The organism is Caballeronia concitans (assembly GCF_001544615.1).
GTDB classification, from domain to species: Bacteria; Pseudomonadota; Gammaproteobacteria; order Burkholderiales; family Burkholderiaceae; genus Caballeronia; species Caballeronia concitans.
The window spans coordinates 17,194-35,727 of record NZ_FCNV02000002.1 but is presented as its reverse complement, the minus strand read 5'-3'; the positions used below and the strand labels follow the sequence as shown (position 1 = coordinate 35,727).

The following is an 18,534-nucleotide window of genomic DNA, read 5'->3' as shown; positions in this document are numbered from 1 at the left end:
AACGTTTGCGTGGGCTATACGGTAGGACACCTGCGCAATTCGCTTATGTGGTGTTCCGCACATTGAGCCGGCACTCGGTGCTTGTTTACCACTATCAAATAAAAAAGGGTCGAACGTGCGAACCGAAATCGGCCGTTATGTGCGCTTCGTCATAGGAAAGGAGTGCGTATCTTCGGAAGGTACGGTGCATTACTTCCCCGCGCCGGTCGACGGCACGCATGTCAGCACCAGAACGCCTTCGTTGTCGACAGCGGCGCTGACTTCGGCGCGATGGAACTCGCCGCGCCCGCAAGACCATTCCGCGACGAAATCGGCCCGGCACGCGCGCGGTTTGTGAAGGTCCGCCGGCAAGGCGACAGGATAGCGGCATGTGTCCACCGAGTCGCATCGCTGCGCCAGGTCGTGCGTCGCATTGCCGTGGTATGCACCGCAATTCGCACCGTATGTTCCGGATTCGATGCGTATGGCATCGGCCAACCCGTGAGTCGCAGCGCCGCAAAGAACGAGTGCAAGTAACGTCGAAGTCGTTCGCAACATGATGACCTCCCGTGCGACAGCAACGCCGTGCATAAAGGTACTATATGCCCGACTCAACGCATACGGCGCTTCTGCAGTGCGTCATTTTCGGCGCGCCGGCTATGCTGCGTGGACGCATGCACTCCCTTCATTCAATGCCGCCATCCTCTTCTCTTCTTGATAGAACATTGAGCGCTATTGCGCGACGTTATCGTCTGCCGGAATTTCAAATCGACTCATCGCAGATTCAGGAACTCAGTCCCGAAACGGCGCTTGCGCTCATCATCGAACAAGCGCGCATCGAGAAGACGCGCGACAGCACGGCGGTCGCCGCGCTGCAACAACGCTTCATCGATTCGCTCGCACGCCTGATCGCTTCCGCGATGCACCCGCGAACCGGCGACGCCGTCTTCCAGGCCACGTTGCTTCGATACCGCGAACCGACGGTCAGCGAATACGCATCGCTTTCATCCCAGGCCGAACGCGATCGGCGCTCGATTCACGCCGCCGTCAACTCGATGGCACATCCGGAGAGGCATCAGCGCATGCCGCCCGGCGAGCAGCGCGAATGGCTCGGGCGGTTGTACGAGGCGGCGGCGGCATCGTCGTGGGCGCAAGCCGAAGACATCGCGCGACGCCTGCTCGATCTCGCTGACGCCGATATCGAAACGTCCGTGAAACGCCGCACGCAACAGCTGCTCGACAGCGGAGCGCTGGCGCGCCTTCAACGTCTGCAAGCATTGGAGGACGATGAGCTTGTACGCCGATATCGATCGCTATGGGACCGGCACGGCCCTCGCTCGGGAAGCGCAGCAGCCGCCGCGCAAGGTGTCGCTTCGAAGCATCGCGGCGCCGAGGTCGAAGCGCTCGCCACGCGTGCGCTCGAAGCGTTCGCCGAGCGTCTCGGCAAGGAAGAGGCTCACACGTCCTATCGCGTCGTCACGTCGATGCGCGTGCCCGCATCCATTCCTTCGAGCCACGAGCACGCCAAGACCGAATGGGACGTCGTGCTGTTGCGGCATGCCGGAACATCCGGTGACACGGCCACGTGGGACATCCGCTTGCTGGTCGAAGCGAAGGCTTCCGTCGATGCGGCATCGACCGACTTGCCGAGGCTCTTGCGCGGCTTGCGCCTGCTCGCGCACGCGGATGCAAACGCGAACTATGCGTTCGAAACGCAACAGGGCGCGGTTCATGTGCGCGGTGCATCGCTGACCGCGCTGCCGACAGAAGGCGATCGTCTTGCGAACACGGTGCTCTATTGCTGCGACGCGCCCGCCGATTCTTCCCCGCGTCTTCTCAACGCGGCGAGCAGGATGCAGCTCTTAAGCGCGCCCGAGAGCGTCGCTTACGCAAGCATGTTGACCGACAACCCACACGCCGACGCATGCACGCTAGAACCCGTATGGCATGCGTTGCTCGAATCGCCGCGATGGCGCGTGATACTGGATCAATACGCGATACTGCGCCAGGCGCGCGACCTGATGGTGCATACCGACGACCTGCTCGCCGCGATGCGAAGCTGAAATTCAGGACTCGACGTTCAGCATGTCCGCGAGGCTTTCGCGAAGTTTGTCGAGCGCGACGGGCTTGCGCATCACCGTGGTATGCACGTTCGTCAGGTCCTCGGCCCCGGCCCATCCGGTAATGACGATGGTGGGAATATCGCGCCGGCGCGCGGCGAGTTGCTCGATCAATTCCCTGCCGCTCATGCGCGGCATGGTCAGGTCGGTCACGACGGCATCTGCCGGGTCTTCTTCGTCGATCTCGAGCGCTTCCATGCCGTCATGCGCCACGCTGACCCGAAAGCCCTCCCACTCCAGGAACAGTTTCATGACCTGTGTAATGGAGCTTTCGTCATCGACAACAAGAATGTGCTTCATCGGTATTCGTTTCGAAGCGGCCCGGGACGTATCGCATGACGTTCCGGACGAGTGGGTTGATCACATGCGGGCTTGTCGAACGGTCAGCCAGCAGACAAAGGAAAGATCATCTTGATGATACTGCCCTTGCCAACAACGCTCTCTATCTCCAGCCGGCCATTCGACTGCTGCACGAATCCGTGGACCATCGCAAGGCCCAGGCCCGTGCCCGGCCCCTTCGTCGTGAAGAAGGGTTCGGCCGCGCGCCGCATGGTGTCGGCATCCATGCCCACGCCTTCATCGTGAACGCAGAGAGTCACATACCGACCGGGCGAGAGATGCCTTTCCGGCGCGCCTGTCGCGAGGTTCAGTATCGACGTCGCAACAGTCGCCCTGCCGCCGTGGGGCATCGCATCGCGTGCGTTGATCAGTATGTTCAGCAGCGCCATCTCCAGATGCTCCGCATCCAGCATGCATGACGGCAAACCCGGCTTCAGATCGAGACGAAGGTCGATGTGCTTGCCCAGTGTGCTCGCGAGCATGTCGCTGAATTCGAGCACGAGCTGGTTCAGGCTGACGTTTCTCGGCGTGAGCTGCTGCTTGCGCGCGAAGGTCAGAAGCTGTTGCGTCAGCCGGCCGCCGCGTTCGGCCGCGCGCTTTGCGTTGTCGATGAGCGTATCGAGCAGCGCATCGCCGTATGCGGCTGTTTTTCTTTTGGCAAGTTCGAGGTTCCCCGTGACGACCTGAAGCAGGTTGTTGAAGTCGTGCGCAAGGCCGGCGGTCAATTGGCCAATCGACTCCATCTTCTGGGCCTGCCTGAATGCCTGTTCCGATACGCGCCGCCGCGTGATATCCATTTGCGACGCGAAGAAATTGACGAGGTTATTGTCCTTGTCGAATATCGGTCCGAGAAAGAGCGCATTCCAGAAGGGCGTGCCGTCGGCTTTGTAGTTGAGAATCTCGACGGCCACCGCGCGCTTTTCGCTTATGCCCGCGCGCACTTCCGCGATCGTCTCCGGATCGGTCTCCGGGCCTTGCAGAATCCGGCAGTTGCGGCCGATGACCTGCTCCTCCGCGTATTGCGTGAGGTCCAGAAACGCTCCGTTGACGAATACGATCGGGTTGTCCGGCAGCCTGGGATCGGTGACGACCATCGGCATGCGCGTCATTTCCACGGCCGCGAAGAACACACTGCTGCGATCGTCGAGGCCGGGGCGCGATATATAGCCCGCCTGCCAGTGCCGTCGGTCCGATGCGCCTGTCGGAGTGAACGAATGGTTGTCGAGTTCGCCGGCAGCGGGAATGCCCACGCTTTGTCCGCCGCCTCGTATATCGAGTGTTTTTTCTTCTCTTCCTGACATGGGGACCTGATGTTCCTTGCAATCTTTGGCTGCATCAAAAGCAGACGAAGATGAGCGATGACTCGCGGTTCTGAACGTTTCACCGCATGAGCAAACACGGTGCCACGTCCTTCAATCGAAGCGCTCAGCGATGCGAATTAGCGCTTCAAAGCCTTCGTATCAAAGACGAACCCGCGCGAACCTCGCGGAACAGGTGCGCACGGCGGTCGAGATGACGCAGCTCACAATCGCTCGATGAACAAGGCGCGTCATCTGACGCAGGCGGTGTCGTTCTTCCGGCTCGCGACGGCCACAAGCGGTCGTGCGGTGCCGTCATGGCCTGCCCGCGCGGGCCATGACTCACGACACAGGACGAATGCTGGACACAGCGTTTTAGTGCATCAGCTTTGCGTTCCGGGAAGCTGCGGAAAACCCTGGCAAGGCGCTCATCCCGCGCTTAGCGTGCTCTGCTAACGAATCAAGCACACAAATAACACTCGCGCAACAAACGCATGTTGCCTCGCTCAGGAATACATCGCCCCCTTCTTGAGCGCTGCTACACTGCCCTGCCACTAGAGCGCTCCAAACATAAAAATACGGGGAATGTCACAGCCCAAAGGGGGGCATATGCGTCATTCAGTGAATCTTCTCGCGAGCGCCTTCCAGACCGGTCACCATGCCGGCACCGCAAGCACTTTTCCCAACACGTACGCGCCCGGCTTCAAGATGCGCGCCCTATCCGTGCTCGTCGCCATTGCCTCGGGTTCGTTCGCACTCGCGGCAATGGCCGCGCCGCCGTTGCCGCAAGGCGGCCACTTCGTGGCCGGCAGCGGGACCATCGCGCAGAGCGGTGCGAACATGAACATCACGCAGTCGGGCTCGCGCGGCATCATCGACTGGAACAGCTTTTCTATTGGCTCGGGCCGCACCGTGTCGATTAACAACGGTACCGGCGCGACGCTCAACCGCGTCACCGGTAACGATGTCTCCTCCATCTTCGGAACGCTGCGCGGCACCGGTACGGTCTACCTGATCAATCCGCATGGCGTGGTGATCGGACCGCAAGGCGTGGTCTCGACGGGCGGCCACTTCGTCGCCTCGACGCTCGATATCAACAACGACGACTTCGCCGCCAGCTACCAGACCACATTCACGGGCAACTCGAATGCGGACGTGATCAACCTGGGCAAGATCAGTTCGACGGGCGGCAACGTCTTCCTCATCGGCGCGAACAAGGTGGTGAACGCGGGACGCATCGACGCGCCGCAGGGTTCCGCCGGCCTCGTTGCGGGCCGTTCGGTTTCTCTCGTGGATACCGGCTACGACCAGCAGATCGGCGTCGCCGTGGGAAGCCACGGCACGGCGGCGAACGCGGGCGAGGTTCAGGCGGCGGTCATCAGCCTGCAGGCGGCGGACGGCAATATCTTCGCGCTGGCGGGCCACACGGCGGCGTTGCGCGCAACCGGCACCGCGACGCGCGACGGTCACGTCTGGCTCGTCGCGGAGAGCGGCACCGTCGATGCGCGCGGCGCGAACATCAGCGCGCACAATGGCGACGGCAGTCCGGCGAGCGTCGACTTGAACGGCAAGGACGTGAGGATCAGCGGCGCGACCATCAGCGCGGACAAGCTCAATATCACCACGGGCGAATTCACCGCCGACGCCGCGACCGCCAATACGCTGGCCTCGAATCTGAATCGCGGCACGTCCATCACCGTGAACGCGGACGGCACCGACGGCACATCCGGCGCGAACGGCAAGGGCGACATCGCGGTGCAATCGAATGTGCGCTGGAACGGCGCGTCGGCGCTGACGCTCAATGCCGCGCACTCGGTCACCATCGCGCCGCAAGTGACCATCGCGAACGCGGGATCGGGATCGCTCAAGCTGTATGCGGACGCGCACGCGTTCGACAACGGCGGCAGCGTGACCAATCGCGGCACGATCGACTGGTCGCGCAGCACGGGCGCGGTGGCGGTGCTTTTCGACATGAACGGATCGAACACGCCGGGGACCGTGCGTGTCAATCCGTCGTGGAGCGCCGCGCCGTACAGCGGGCTCGTCACGCAGTACACGGCGTACCGGCTCGTCAACTCGGTCGCGGACCTGCGCGCCGTGAAGAGCGATCTCGCGGGCACCTATGCGCTCGGTTCGAGCTTCGCGCTCGACGGCGCGGCCGACGTGGGCGACATCGGCACGGCGGCGAAGCCGTTCACCGGCCAGTTCGACGGCATGGGCCACGTGCCCGTCGGCCTCGACCTGACGGGCAACGCGTCCGGTCTCTTCGGCGTGGTCGGCGCGGGCGGCGTGCTGCGCAATTTCGTGCTGGCGGACACCACGGCGACGTCGTCGAGTGCGGCGCTCGGGCTGCTCGTCGGTGTCAACTCGGGCTATCTCGTGAACGTCGGCGCAACGGGCGTCGTCCGCTCGACGGGCAACGCGACGTCGGTGGCGGGCGGCCTGGTCGGGGAAAACCACGGGCGCATCGAGCAATCGTGGGCGGGCGCGAACATCAGCGGCGCGAACGAGACTGGCGGACTCGTCGGCCGCAACGATGGCCGCATCACCACGTCGTACGCGCTCGGCTCCGCGACGGGCGGCGCGCAGGGCGCGGTCGGCGGGCTCGTCGGCGTGAACAACGGCGCGATCGTGCAGTCGTATGCGCAGGCGTGGCTGAGCGGCGGCGCGGCGATGGGCGGGCTCGTCGGCAGCAACACGGGCGGCATCGGCCAGTCCTATTCGAGCTCGACCCTCACGGTCGGCGCGGGAAAGGCGGGCGGCATTGCGGGATCGAACCGCGGCAGCATCGACGCGAACGTGTTCTGGAACAAGCAGTCGTCCGGCGCGCTGGCGGCCGTCGGCGCGGGCACGGCGGTCGCGCCATCGACCGGACTCACCGATGCGCAAATGGGCGATCGCGCGAGCTACGGTCCGACGTGGGACTTCAGCACGCGGGGCGCGTGGTCGATGCCGGATGGCTCGTTGACGCCGGCGTTGCGGTGGGCGTCGGGGTCCTGAGGACGTTAGATGAGAGGCCCGCCAGAAATGGCGGGTCTTTTATCCGCCTTGCCGCCCCTCACTCCGCCTCGACAATCTCCTTCGCCTCCTCCACCGACAACGTCCGCCGCATCGCTTCGGCAAGCGCGCTCATCTGCGTGCTTCGCTCGCATCCCACGGCCGCGACGAGCTTGCCCTTCTCTCCGAACAGCGCGACGAACTCGAACTTCTCCGGCGATCCCGTCATCACCGTCTCGTCCCACGACCGCGCGTGCCCGAGATACTCGAAGTTCTTGCCGAAGTGATACGTCCAGAAGAACGGCACGAACGGCTCTTTCGGCGATGACCCGAGCATCGCGTGAGCCGCGATGCGCGCGTGCTGCTGCGCAAGCCGCCAGTGCTCGACGCGTATGCGCCCGCCCGGCTCGATCGGCAAATCGAAGCGCGCAATGTCGCCCGCCGCGAAGAGACCATCGGCGACGCGCATCGATGCATCGACGTTCAGGCTGCCGTCGTCGTTGCGATCGACGCCCACGATAAAGTCCGTCGCCAGCCGAATGCCCAGCCCCGCGACGATGAAATCGCATTCCACGATCGCGCCGTCATCGAGCGTCACGCGCAGGCGCCGCTCGCCGCCTGCCTCGTTGCGCGCGACCGCAACCGCATGCCGCCCCATGCGGAACGTGACGCCATGCGATTCATGCAGCCCTTGCACGAGCCGCGCGATGTCCGGCCCGAACTGCTTTTCGAACGGCACGTTGCCGGGCGAAACCACCGTCACCGCGACATCGCGATTGCGCAACGCAGCCGCCACTTCCAGTCCGATGAAGCTCGCGCCCAGCACGAGCGCGTGACTTCGCTCGACGGCGCTTTCGACGAGACGCCGTGCATCGTCACGCCCGCGCAGCAGACGGATGTGCTCCGCGACGTCTTTCGCATCGCCGCCCTGCAACGATGGCCGCTTCGGCACGCCGCCCGTCGCGACGAGCGCGGCATCGTAATGAATCGACGGCGCGCTGCCGATGTCGATGCGCTTCGCCTGCGCATCGAGCGTCTGGACCTCGGCCTGAATCACGTCGATGGACTCGCTCGCGAAGAAATCGTCGGGCAGCAGCGCGGGCACGTCGTCCGGCGACATCTCGCCCGACGGCACGAACTTGCTCAGCGCGGTGCGATCGTACGGCGTGCGCGGCTCGCGATCGATCACCACGATGCGCCCCGCAAAGCCGCCCTGACGCAACGCCGAACACGCGGCAGCGCCCGCCGCGCCCAAGCCGATGACAGCGAAGGTTCGCTCGTCGCCGGGCTTCGATTCGGCGCGTTCTTCCATCGGCACGGCGCTCGCAAGAATGTCGTCGCCGTCGACTCGCACCGGATAGCGCTTGAGCGGCATCAACGGCGGCGGTTCGACGAGCGCGCCGCTTTCGATATCGAACGTGCCTTTGTGCCACGGACAAATCAGCCGGCCGCTGCATAGCGCGCCCTCTTCCAGCGGTGCGCCCGCGTGCGGGCAATTCGCCTCGTAGGCGAGCACGCGATCGCCCGAACGAATCAGAAGAATGGGCGTATCGCCGATTTCCACGCGCTTCATCGCGCGCGCGTCGAGGTCGGAGAGAACCGCGACTTTCTGCATGGAGGGATCGTTGGTCATGGTCGTGATCGGCGCGCGCTTCGATGCTTGCACGCATGCAACGCACATGCCAAGCGCGGCGTTTGGTCGGGCAAAACACGGGCACGCTCCTTGCCCCATGACTAATGAACGATGTCCTGTACGAGCGCGCCGTCGCGCCATCCACGGAGAAATGCGTGAACGATATGACTCAAGGGCTGCGAAAACGCGCGATCCCCGACTGGTGGCGCGTGGAGGAACGCGAGCCACGTAACGCACGCGAGGACCATCGCATCGCTGTCCTCGACGATCACCTCGCGGCCATCCATTTCACCGACGAAACCTGCGCGAGCCGCACGGGCGTTCTTCGCCAGTTGATCGGCACGGAAGGACTGCTCACGGCCGACCTGCCGCTGCCCGGCCGGGGAAATACTGCAACGCGTTGGCGCGCGCTGGGTGCGGTCGCCGCTTGCGATCTCTCGCTTGCGAAGCTCTACGAGAGCCATGCCGATGCGCTCGCCATCCTCGCCGAACTGCATCGCGCCGAACTCGGGCAGCGCGGCACGTGGGCCGTGTGGGCCGCCGAGCCGCCGAACGCGCGGCTCACGGCGCGTGCGGGCGATGGACAAAGGCTGGTCCTCGAAGGCACGAAAGCATGGTGCTCGGGCGCGCGTCATATCACGCATGCGCTCGTCACCGCATGGCGCGACGACGTTCCCGTGCTGGCCGCCGTCGAGTTGTCGCAGGCGTGCATCGCAATCGATGAAAGCGGCTGGCAGGCCGTCGGCATGCGCGCGACGGGCACGGCGAGCGTGCGTTTCGACGGCGCGCACGCGGTGCAGATCGGCGATGCCGGCGCGTACGTGAGCCGTCCCGGCTTCTGGCAAGGCGGCGCGGGCATTGCCGCGTGCTGGCTCGGCAGCGCGGCGGCCATCGCGACGACGCTTCTGGACAGCAGCGCGCGCCGCACGGAACCGCATGCGCGCGCCCATCTCGGCGCAGTGGATGCGGCGCTCGCCTCCGCCGCCGCGTTGCTGCGCGAAACGGCTGCATGGATCGACGCGCATCCCGACGCCAACGCGCAGCAATGGGCGTTGCGCGCGCGGCTCACCGTGGATCGCGTGGCGAGCGACGTCATGCAGCACGTGTCCCGCGCAATGGGCCCGGCGCCCTTCTGCACCGACGCGTGGTTCGCGCGCGCACTCGCGGATCTCCCCGTCTTCCTTCGGCAAAGCCACGCGGAGCGCGACGAAGCCGCGCTCGCGCAAGCGATATTGGACGACCACGCGGGAGGCGCGCGATGACCGGCGGCGGCGTCATCGACTGATAAGAGCCGCGCGACAGCGGCAACGAAAAGCCAATAACGAGGCAACAGCAAGGATGCCCATGTCCACACCGCGACGGTATTTCGACGATCTTTATCGCCACGACGAAGACCCCTGGCGCTATCGCACGAGCTGGTACGAGCGTCGCAAGCGCGATCTCGTGCTCGCCAGCCTTTCGCGCGAGCGCTACGAATCCGCCTTCGAGCCGGCATGCTCGAACGGCGAACTTTCCGCGATGATCGCCCGCCGATGCAGCCGGCTGCGCGCATGCGACGTGAGCGAAGCCGCCGTGCGCGGCGCGCGCGAGCGCCTTGGTGATGCGCCCAACGTCACGCTTGAACAGCGCGCCGTGCCCGACGAATGGCCGGACGATGCGCGCTTCGATCTCATCGTCGTCAGCGAGCTTGCGTACTATCTGTCGCCGGAAGCCACGGCCAGGCTCGCGCAACGCGCATGGCACTCGCTTGCGGACGACGGCGAATTCGTCGCGTGCCACTGGCGTCATCCGTTCGAAGGCAAATTGCAGCGCGCGGAAGACATCCACGCCGCATTCGACGCAGCGTTCGACGGCACGCGCACCGTTCAGCATGCGGAAGCCGATTTTCTCCTCGATGTGTGGTCGAAAGATGGCCGCTCGATCGCACGGCGCGAGGGGATCGCATGATCGGCATCGTGATTCCGGCGCATAACGAAGAAGCCTTCCTTGCCGATTGCCTCGAAGCCGCGCGGCTCGCCGCGACGCATCCGGCGCTGCTCGGGGAAGCGGTCGAAATCGTCGTCGTGCTCGACAGTTGCACCGACGATTCGCTATCCGTCGCACAGTGCTTCGGCGTGCATCGTTTGACGCTCGATGCGCGCAACGTGGGCCGGGCGCGCGCTGCCGGCGCGGACTTCATGCTCGAACGCGGCGCGCGCTGGCTCGCGTTCACGGATGCGGACAGCCGCGTCGCGCCCGACTGGATCGTCGAGCAGCTCGGGCTGGAGGCGGACGCGGTGTGCGGCTGCGTGACCGTCGATGACTGGAGCATGCACGCATCCGCCACGCGCGAGGCGTTCTATCGCAAGTACACGCACGCGGACGCGCATCGGCATGTGCATGGCGCGAACCTCGGCGTGTCGGCGAGTGCGTATCGTCGCGCGGGCGGGTTCATGCCGCTTGCATGCAGCGAGGATGTCGCGCTCACCGTGCAACTGGCCGAGAGCGGCGCGCGCATTGCGTGGAGCGCGGCGCCGTGCGTGGTGACGAGCGCGCGCACTGCATCGAAAGCACGGGGCGGTTTCGGCGATACGCTCGCCGCGATCGCCGAACGCGAAGCGCGTGAAGCGCTCGCGGACGCGGCGGCGCTCCCCGATGCGCAACGCGAGGAAGCGTAGCCGGTCGCTTCCTTTTGCAAGGCGGTGTGGCGTGACTACCGTTGCGCGGCCGCCTGCTCGTCGTCCTCCCATCCGTCGCCGAGCGCCTTGTACACGGCGATGAAATTCGTCGTCACGTTCACCGTCGACTGCGCGAGCTGCGTGCGCGTTTCCGCAAGCTGGCGTTCGGCGTCGAGCACGGTGACGAACGGCGAACAGAAAGCCGGTGCCGATGGACTGCGCGCTGCGCATCTTCGCGGAGTGCGAAGGCGGACGTGTCGCGGCTCAGAGCGAGCGCGCAGGCTCGTGCACTTCCCCGACGCCCTCATGCACGGAAAGCGGCGCACACGGCGCGAGCTTCATCAGGCGCGCGAGGACCGGCCAGCGCGTGAGGGCGGCGCGATATTCTTCGTCGGCCTGAAAGTCGAAGTAACGCGCGGCATCGAGACCGGGCAGTTTTTGCGCGAGCGCGGCCACGTCGTGCACGGCGCGCGCTTCCTTTCGGGTTGGCGTATCGCTCATTTCTGATCCACCCATACGCCGTCCGGCGTTTTCACGACATAGCCCGTGGCCGTCTTCATCGTCACGGTGCCTTCGTTTTCGCCGACCATCGGCGTCTGCGGCAAATCGGCCGCATATTGGGACAGCGTGACGCCCGGCTTGAACGGACTGTTCGACACGAGATTCGACAGCAGTTGCGCCACCGCGAGATGTCCCGCCGGCTGATCGATGACCGTGGTCGGCCCATGACTGCCGCTAAAGCCGACGAGCCGCACGCCCACCGGACCGTGGATCACGCTCGGCGTCGGGATTTCGCGCAGGCCCGCGATCTGGTTGCTGTCGCCGCGCAGCGCCGCGCCGTGCTCGGGCACGAACACGATCACCGCGCGCCGTCCCGATTGCGCGATGAGATCCGCGAACTTGTCGAAGTCGCTCATGAGCTTGTTGACGCGCATCGGATACGAATCGAGGCTCGAGAGCTTGTTGTCGGTCAGGCGGTTGCCGTCGTGCAGGCTGATGGTGTTGTAGTAGAGCGCAACCGGCCCCGGCGTCTGCGCGCGCTGTGCGTACCAGTTCGCGAGCGTGCCGTAGTCGTCCATGATCGCGGAGCCGTCGAAGGCGTGCATCGCGACGGGCGCGGCGGCGTTCGAGACGAACGGCACGTTCGGCACGCCGACGTTGTCCTTCACCAGCTGCGTGAAGTTGTCGAAGTGGCCGTCGTGATTGAAGGTCACTTGCGGCGTGTAGCCCGCCTCCGCGAGATCGGCCATCAGATGACATTGCGCGGGCGCGTCCTTGTAGAGATCGGCGTGCGCTTCCTGTCCGCACGACGCGCGCAGCACGCGGATCGCCGCCGGGCCGCTGTAGCTCGCGGCGGTGCTGAAGTTCGTGAACAGATAGTCGAAGTGCGCGAGGAACGGATGATTGCGCGCCTTCGATACATCGAGGTCGTCCCAAGACAGCGAGCACACATGCAGCACGATCACGTCGAACTGCTCGCTCGCATCCGCCGACAGATGCCCGAAGCTCACCTGCCGCTGCGATTCCTTCGTCCGGAACGCGGCGAGCGTCGCGTTGTAATCCAGCGGACCGGAAGCCTGACCCTGAGCGCCCGCGTTCGCGTTCGCACTCGCGCTGACTCGCGGCGCGGCCTGGATGCGCGCGAGCACGGCGTTCGCGCCCTGCCACATCGGCAGGACGAAGAGCGCGAGCATCACGAAGGTCGCGACGCGCAGCCATCGGTTGACGATCAGATACACGGCCAGCCCGCACAACGCGATGCCGATCAGCATCGGCGGGAGAAAGCGCGGCAGCAGTTCGAGCCAGTAGCCGAAGCTGAAGGTGCCGAGATTGCCGAATTCCTCGACGATGCGCGCAAACGGCGGCACGTTCGCCTCGCGATACATGAGCGGCAACCCGACTGCAAGCCCCGCGGCGAGCCGCACCGCGCGCCAGAGACGCGAGCGCAGCGGCGCGCTCATCGCGAGCGCCAGCGCGAATGCGATGTTCGCGAACCAGAGCGGTTGCAGATGCCCGGTCGAAAACAGCGCCAGCTTGATGATGAAATACAGGTTCCAGAAGGTCATCGTGATTCGTTTTTTTGCGATCGTCGCCCGTAGAACGGCACGAAGACGACCCGGCTTTAGCGGCGTTGCGGCGAAAGTCCCGCGATGAGCGCGCGGCGCGCGCCGTCGAAAAGGCGCGCGTAGCCTTCCACGCCCATCAGCAGCACTTCTTTCAGGCCCTTGAGCGGCGAATCCTTTTCGGTGCGCTCGTCCCATTCGATCCACGCATCCGCGCGCCCGAACGTGCATTGCACGAGACGCCGCTCCTCTTCGAGCGTCAGCGAATCGAAACGCACGCCGAGATGCGCGCCCGCGAGCCGCGTCACGCGCACCGGAAAATGGAACTGCCGCTCGCCCCGGCTCACGACGACGCCGAGCGTATCGTCGGCGTTCAGCGCGAGCGCGCCCGGCTCCACGGTCAGGCCGAGGCCGCCCGTCGAATAGTCGCTCGTGGTGCAGGCGAGCGTGCTGCCGTCGTTGAGCACGAGCGTCGCGGGCATCGTCATGGCGATGCGGTGCGTCACGCGCACCTGCTTCGCCTCGCGCGCCACGCTCACCGCCGCGCCGAGCATTACGAGGTTGTAGAGCGTCCAGAACACGTTCATGAGGATGGTCGGGGTTTCGTCGCCCGCGCCGAACACGAGCCGCACGACGCCCACGGACATCGCCACCGCGTTGAGGGCGAGCAGGATCAGATACGGCTTGCTCATCGCCCAGTCGATGTACGTTTCGTCGATGCGCCCGCCCTTGTCCGTCACGTTGAACTTGCCGTGCTTCGGGCTGATGAACGCGATGGTCGTCGGCAGCGCGATATACCACGCGAGCACGGACTCGTAGACTTCCGCCCAGAACGAATGCCGGAACTTGCCCTGCATGCGCGAATTCGCGATATTCGCGATCACGATGTACGGCAGCACGAAACTCGCGATGGTCGAAGCCGCCGCGTTGATGAAGTACATCTGGAAGAAGAGGTACCACATCGGCATGGTGAGAAAGACGAGACGCGGAATGCCGTAGAAGAAATGCAGCATCGCGTTGCCGTAACAGAGGCGCTGGAAGAAGTTCAGCCCGCGCCCGAGGAACGGATTGTCGATCCGGAAAATCTGCGCCATCCCGCGCGCCCAGCGCGTGCGCTGCTTGATGTGGCTCGCGAGGCTTTCGGTAGCGAGACCGGCGGCCTGCACCGTCGGCAGATACGCCGTCGTATAGCCGCGCCGATGCAGCTTGAGCGCCGTATGCGCGTCTTCTGTCACGGTTTCCACCGCGATGCCGCCCACTTCCTCGAGCGGCGCGCGCTTGATGACCGCGCACGATCCGCAGAAGAACGTGGCGTTCCACAGGTCGTTGCCGGCCTGCACGAGACCGTAGAACAGGTTGCCTTCGTTCGGCACGCGGCGGAACGTGCCGAGATTGCGCTCGAACGGATCGGGCGAGAAGAAGTGATGCGGCGTCTGCACCATCGCGCATTTCGGATCGGCGAAAAAGGTGCCCATCGTCGCCTGGAGGAACGAGCGCGTGGGAACGTGATCGCAATCGAAAATGGCGATGTACTCGCCCGTGGTCTTTGCGAGCGCGCGGTTGATGTTGCCCGCCTTCGCGTGCCGGTTGTCGTCGCGCGTGATGTAGCCGATGCCCGCCTCGCGCGCGAGCGCTTCGAATTCCGGGCGATGCCCGTCGTCGAGCAGATACACGCGCAGCTTGTCCGCCGGCCAGTCGATACCTTGCGCGGCGAAGAGCGTCGGCTTCACGACGGCGAGCGGCTCGTTGTAGGTCGGAACGTAGATGTCGACGCTCGGCCAGTGCGCGGGATCGTCGGGCAGCTTCGACGCCGGGCGCTCCAGCGGCCAAGCGGTCTGCACGAAGCCGAAGAGCAGGATGATCCACGTGTACGCTTCCGCGCCGTAAAGCGCATAACCGACGATGCCTTCCATCGGCGTGCGGAAGTCGAGCGTCTGCGTGGTGCGCCACCAGATATAGCGCACGGTCACGAGCATGGCGAGCGCGGCGAGAATCAGCACCGGCAGGCGCCCCGGCACGCGTCGGATCACGAGCGCGACGCCCGCGAGCACCGCGAAGAACGCGAACTGCCCGCCCGCGCCGAGCGGCGACGTGCCGACGACGAGCCACGCAATCCCGCCGATCACTGTGAACGCGGGCAGCGCCCAGCGCACGCGCGCGATGCGGTTCGCGCCGCCTTCCAGCCGCGCGCCGAAACGCGCCCACGGCAGGCGTTCGATGCGCGCGTCGATCGCGCGTCTCACCGCGACGATCGCGTCGGCGAGCGGCGTCAGCATGCGTTCGATGAAATCGAGCACGATCGTGGCCCGCGCGATCATCGACCGTCCGCGTTTGCGCGGCGCACGCACGAACGCGCGCAACAGCCATGCCGACGGATTGCGCACATCGGCGACGCCCCATTCGCGTGCCCACGCCAGCAGGAAAGCCCGCAGCATGTCGCGCGCGATATCGCGCCGGCCTTCGCGCGGCGGCTTGAAGAAGAGGCGCACGCACCAGTCGAGCGCGGTGCGTGAAACCGGCAGGCCGAGTCCTTGCGCGATCCAGTCGATAAGGCGCGCGCGCCGTGGTTTCGTGTTCATGCGGCGAGACTCGCTTCGAGCGCGGGCAGCCAGGCATCGACGTGTTCGGCGAGACCGTGCAGATCGTGCGACGCCTGCGATTGCGGCGCTTCATCGACGATCCACCCGCCGCGCGCGAACGCCTCGGGCAACGCCGCTTCCATGTGGATGCGCTGCGCGACGGGCAAGCCGGCCGCCGCCGCGCGCAGCATGGCGAGGACATCGCGCTGCATTTCGCGCGCCGGATTCAGCCGGTTCACGACGATGCGCACATCGGCGCACGCTTCGCGCAGCGCGGGCAGATGCGCGACGAAGCCCCCGCAGGCGGCGGGTTCGGGCGGACACACGCACAGCACGAGATCGGCGGCGCGCGCGGCCTGTTGCGCCTGACGCGACGGATAGCGCGGCGTGTCGATCAGCACGACGCCGGACTCCGGCAACGCGATCTCGCCGATCGCGCGTTCGAGCCACTGCGGATGCGCGGCGAGATGGGCGTCGCAGGCGGCGGCTTCGTCGAGCGTGACGTTGCCGTGCGGCACGAACAGCACGCCTTCGTCGCTGCGCCACGTGTGCGTGTGCCATGTTTCCGATGCGTCCGTCAGCGCTTTGGCGATGCCGCGCGGCGCGAGCGTGTCGAGACCGAGCCACGCGCCGAGCATGTTCTGCGGATCGAAGTCGAGCGCGACGACTTCGCGGCCGCGTCGCGCCAGCAGCACCGCGAGCGTCGCGGCGAGCGTGGTGCGGCCCGCGCCGCCGGCCATCGAAATGACAGCGATGGTTTTCATCGGCGCACCTCCGCATTCGTGTTCACATCCACATCCGGCAGCAGCCGTCCGTTGAGCGCGACCGCTTCGATGCGGCACGGCGTAGCCTTGCGCGGATCGAAATGCCGGGCGGCGATCAGCCCGCCGCGCGCGCCGCGCCGCTGCCACACGAACCACACCGGCACGCCCGCAAGCGCGCCCAGCACGGCAAAAATCAGCAGGGTTTCCATGTTCAGTTCCTCGGTTCGGCGAGCGGCATGCGGGCCGGCACGGCGCGGCGCACGCGTTGGGCGCGCGGCGCGGGTTCACGCGCGATGGGCGCATCCGCGCCCTGCTTGCGCGCTTCGCTGTCCAGCGCGGCCTGAAGCGCATCCAGTTCGGCCCGCGCTCGGCGCACGGATTCAGGCTCTTGCGCCGCTTCGGCGGGTTTCGCGGCCGGGCGCGCGGCGTTAGCGAACAGGTCGCTGTAATCGGCGGCGGGCGCGCGACGGTTCGCGGCATCGAGCGCGTCGAGTTGCGCGGCGATGCCGTCGTTCGACAGATACGTGACGTCCATCGCCACGCGTTCCACCGGCTCGGTGAAGATGCGCCCGAGCGCGGCCTCGGCGTCGGCGAGCCGGCAGCCGAAGAGGAACACGTAGAGATGCGTCGCGTCGGCGGTGAACACGTCGCCCGCGCGGCGCGGACGGCAGCAGCCGAGGGCATCGACATGGGCGAGCGTCGGCGGCAGCGTGAGCCTGGCCAGCACGTGCGGCAGACGCAGCACCGCGCCGCGCGCGAGCGCGCCTTGTGCCTGCGCGCAGAACGCGCCGACGTTGAGATAACCGAGCGCGGCATCCGCGAGCGACGCGGCGAGGGCGGTGCGGTAATCCGGCACCAGCGGCCGCGTGTAAAGCTGGCCCTGCACCGATTGCAGCAGCGATTCGAGCCGCGAGAACGGCACGTCGCGCCCGATCACCACGTTTGCGCCGAGGCTCAGCATCAGCAGTTCGTATTGATGACGCAGCACTTCGCCGCGCTCGACCACCGCGATCTTCAGCGCGCGACCGCAGCGGCGCCGCAGCGCATGCACCGCTTCGCACAGCGGCTCGAGCTGCGCGCCGTCGTGATGCGCGAGCACGACCGTCGCGCCGCGCGCGTCACGGCACGCGGCGACCACGGCGTCGCGGCCGTCGAGCAGTTCCCAGTTGCGCGGCACCCACGGCTCGTCGCCGGTCACGGACCGGCACACGACGACGCGATCTTCATCGGGCGCAATCCGCATCGCGCGATGCGACGCGTCCCGCACGCCGCTTTCCGCTCCCGGCGATGCGACGCTCAAGCGGCCATCGTCGGTGAAACGCAGCGCGCGCACGTCGCCGGTGACGAACGCGCTGCCGGTGCGCCAGAAATCGACTTGCCACAGCAGTTCGCCGTGCGAGCGCCGCATGCGCGCGACGCCCGCGCACGCGCCGTTCAGCTCGCGTCCGCCAGGCTTGTCGGCGGCTTCGTCAAAATCGGGCGACAGGTCCGATTCGGGCGCGGCGGCATCGTTGCCGAGGAGGAGGATCATCGTGATGCCGCGCGCCGCGCACCAGTCCGACAGCAGGCGGCCTTCGCGCGCGAGCGCCGCCGTGTCGCCCCAGGCGAACCAGCGTTGCGCGCCTTCGACGATGAACAGCGCATGACGGCGCAAGCCGAAGCGCTTGAGCGCGCGCAAGCCGCCGTAAAGGCGGGCGAGCGCGAGCGGCGGTTCGGCGGAAGGCGCATCGTCGGGCATCGCGAGCACATTCAGACGACGCGCCCACCCCGCCGTCGACGCTCCCGCGAAGCCCACTTCACGCAGCCGCGCGGCGGCCTGCGCCCGTTCGCGCGCGAGCACGACGGTCACGGACCGGTCGCCCGCCGCGCGCGCCGTTTCCCAGATCAGCGCATCGCATTCGGGCGAACGCGGCGCGACCTGCACCGCGTACAGCGCGCCGGGCGCGAGCGTGGCGAGATCGGCGGGCAGCGCATCGATGCCGAGGCGGCCGGTCACGTCGTCATCGCGCGAAAAACGCGTGCGCGCGAACTGCGCGAGCGCGGACAGCACGCCCGGTGTGCGGGCGGCGGCGCGTGGCGAAGGGTTCAATTCAGTGCTCATACGT

General features: G+C 66.3%; 15 protein-coding genes. 5 read left to right on the top strand and 10 right to left on the bottom strand.

The features are described 5' to 3' along the window. Positions 1-653: 653 nt before the first annotated feature. The gene (locus tag AWB72_RS06285) at positions 654-2,042 is read left to right on the top strand and encodes a 3-deoxy-D-arabino-heptulosonate 7-phosphate synthase (RefSeq protein ID WP_087128024.1); all 1,389 of its coding nucleotides are present in this window, start codon (positions 654-656) and stop codon (positions 2,040-2,042) included. Positions 2,043-2,045: 3 nt separating this feature from the next. On the opposite strand, the gene AWB72_RS06280 is transcribed toward AWB72_RS06285, so the two are convergent. Both AWB72_RS06280 and AWB72_RS06275 read right to left on the bottom strand, forming a co-directional pair. Further along, positions 2,046-2,399: a response regulator gene (locus AWB72_RS06280; protein WP_040049002.1), complete on the bottom strand. Its 354-nt coding sequence runs from the start codon at positions 2,397-2,399 to the stop codon at positions 2,046-2,048. 83 nt (positions 2,400-2,482) lie between these two features. Continuing rightward, positions 2,483-3,739, bottom strand: a complete 1,257-nt coding sequence (locus tag AWB72_RS06275; protein ID WP_084592734.1) for a PAS domain-containing protein — start codon at positions 3,737-3,739, stop codon at positions 2,483-2,485. A gap of 606 nt (positions 3,740-4,345) precedes the next feature. Here AWB72_RS06275 and AWB72_RS06270 point away from each other — a divergent pair. Then, positions 4,346-6,736: a beta strand repeat-containing protein gene (locus AWB72_RS06270; protein ID WP_342065419.1), complete on the top strand. Its 2,391-nt coding sequence runs from the start codon at positions 4,346-4,348 to the stop codon at positions 6,734-6,736. A gap of 58 nt (positions 6,737-6,794) precedes the next feature. Here AWB72_RS06270 and AWB72_RS06265 read toward each other — a convergent pair whose 3' ends face one another. After that, positions 6,795-8,366 (bottom strand): FAD-dependent oxidoreductase, encoded by a 1,572-nt coding sequence (locus tag AWB72_RS06265; RefSeq protein WP_040049034.1) that lies wholly within the window; start codon positions 8,364-8,366, stop codon positions 6,795-6,797. A 164-nt stretch (positions 8,367-8,530) separates the two neighbouring features. On the opposite strand from AWB72_RS06265, the gene AWB72_RS06260 reads away from it, so the two are divergent. The 3 genes from AWB72_RS06260 to AWB72_RS06250 all read left to right on the top strand — a co-directional run bounded on the left by AWB72_RS06260 (position 8,531) and on the right by AWB72_RS06250 (position 11,023). After that, a complete protein-coding gene (locus AWB72_RS06260) occupies positions 8,531-9,628 on the top strand; it encodes an acyl-CoA dehydrogenase family protein (RefSeq protein ID WP_244285570.1) in 1,098 nt (365 codons plus the stop codon). A gap of 82 nt (positions 9,629-9,710) precedes the next feature. After that, a complete protein-coding gene (locus tag AWB72_RS06255) occupies positions 9,711-10,313 on the top strand; it encodes an SAM-dependent methyltransferase (protein ID WP_040049001.1) in 603 nt (200 codons plus the stop codon). Continuing rightward, entirely contained in the window at positions 10,310-11,023 is a 714-nt protein-coding gene (locus tag AWB72_RS06250) for a glycosyltransferase family 2 protein (RefSeq protein ID WP_087127955.1), read from the top strand. Before AWB72_RS06255 ends, AWB72_RS06250 begins: the two co-directional genes overlap by 4 nt. Positions 11,024-11,058: 35 nt before the next feature. On the opposite strand, the gene AWB72_RS06245 is transcribed toward AWB72_RS06250, so the two are convergent. From AWB72_RS06245 to bcsE, 7 genes are all read right to left on the bottom strand, one after another. After that, positions 11,059-11,202, bottom strand: a complete 144-nt coding sequence (locus tag AWB72_RS06245; protein ID WP_208863117.1) for a hypothetical protein — start codon at positions 11,200-11,202, stop codon at positions 11,059-11,061. An 85-nt stretch (positions 11,203-11,287) separates the two neighbouring features. Continuing rightward, a complete protein-coding gene (gene bcsR, locus AWB72_RS06240) occupies positions 11,288-11,524 on the bottom strand; it encodes a BcsR/BcsP family cellulose biosynthesis protein (RefSeq protein WP_040048999.1) in 237 nt (78 codons plus the stop codon). Then, positions 11,521-13,089 (bottom strand): cellulose biosynthesis protein BcsG, encoded by a 1,569-nt coding sequence (gene bcsG, locus AWB72_RS06235; protein WP_040048998.1) that lies wholly within the window; start codon positions 13,087-13,089, stop codon positions 11,521-11,523. The genes bcsR and bcsG overlap by 4 nt, the downstream gene beginning before the upstream one ends. A gap of 56 nt (positions 13,090-13,145) precedes the next feature. After that, positions 13,146-15,665 (bottom strand): UDP-forming cellulose synthase catalytic subunit, encoded by a 2,520-nt coding sequence (bcsA, locus tag AWB72_RS06230; protein ID WP_040048997.1) that lies wholly within the window; start codon positions 15,663-15,665, stop codon positions 13,146-13,148. Beyond that, a complete protein-coding gene (gene bcsQ, locus AWB72_RS06225; RefSeq protein ID WP_040048996.1) occupies positions 15,662-16,429 on the bottom strand; it encodes a cellulose biosynthesis protein BcsQ in 768 nt (255 codons plus the stop codon). The genes bcsA and bcsQ overlap by 4 nt, the downstream gene beginning before the upstream one ends. Further along, entirely contained in the window at positions 16,426-16,638 is a 213-nt protein-coding gene (locus AWB72_RS06220; RefSeq protein ID WP_040048995.1) for a hypothetical protein, read from the bottom strand. The genes bcsQ and AWB72_RS06220 overlap by 4 nt, the downstream gene beginning before the upstream one ends. 2 nt (positions 16,639-16,640) lie before the next feature. Next, a complete protein-coding gene (gene bcsE, locus AWB72_RS06215) occupies positions 16,641-18,530 on the bottom strand; it encodes a cellulose biosynthesis protein BcsE (RefSeq protein WP_087127953.1) in 1,890 nt (629 codons plus the stop codon). Between the last annotated feature and the right edge of the window lie 4 nt (positions 18,531-18,534).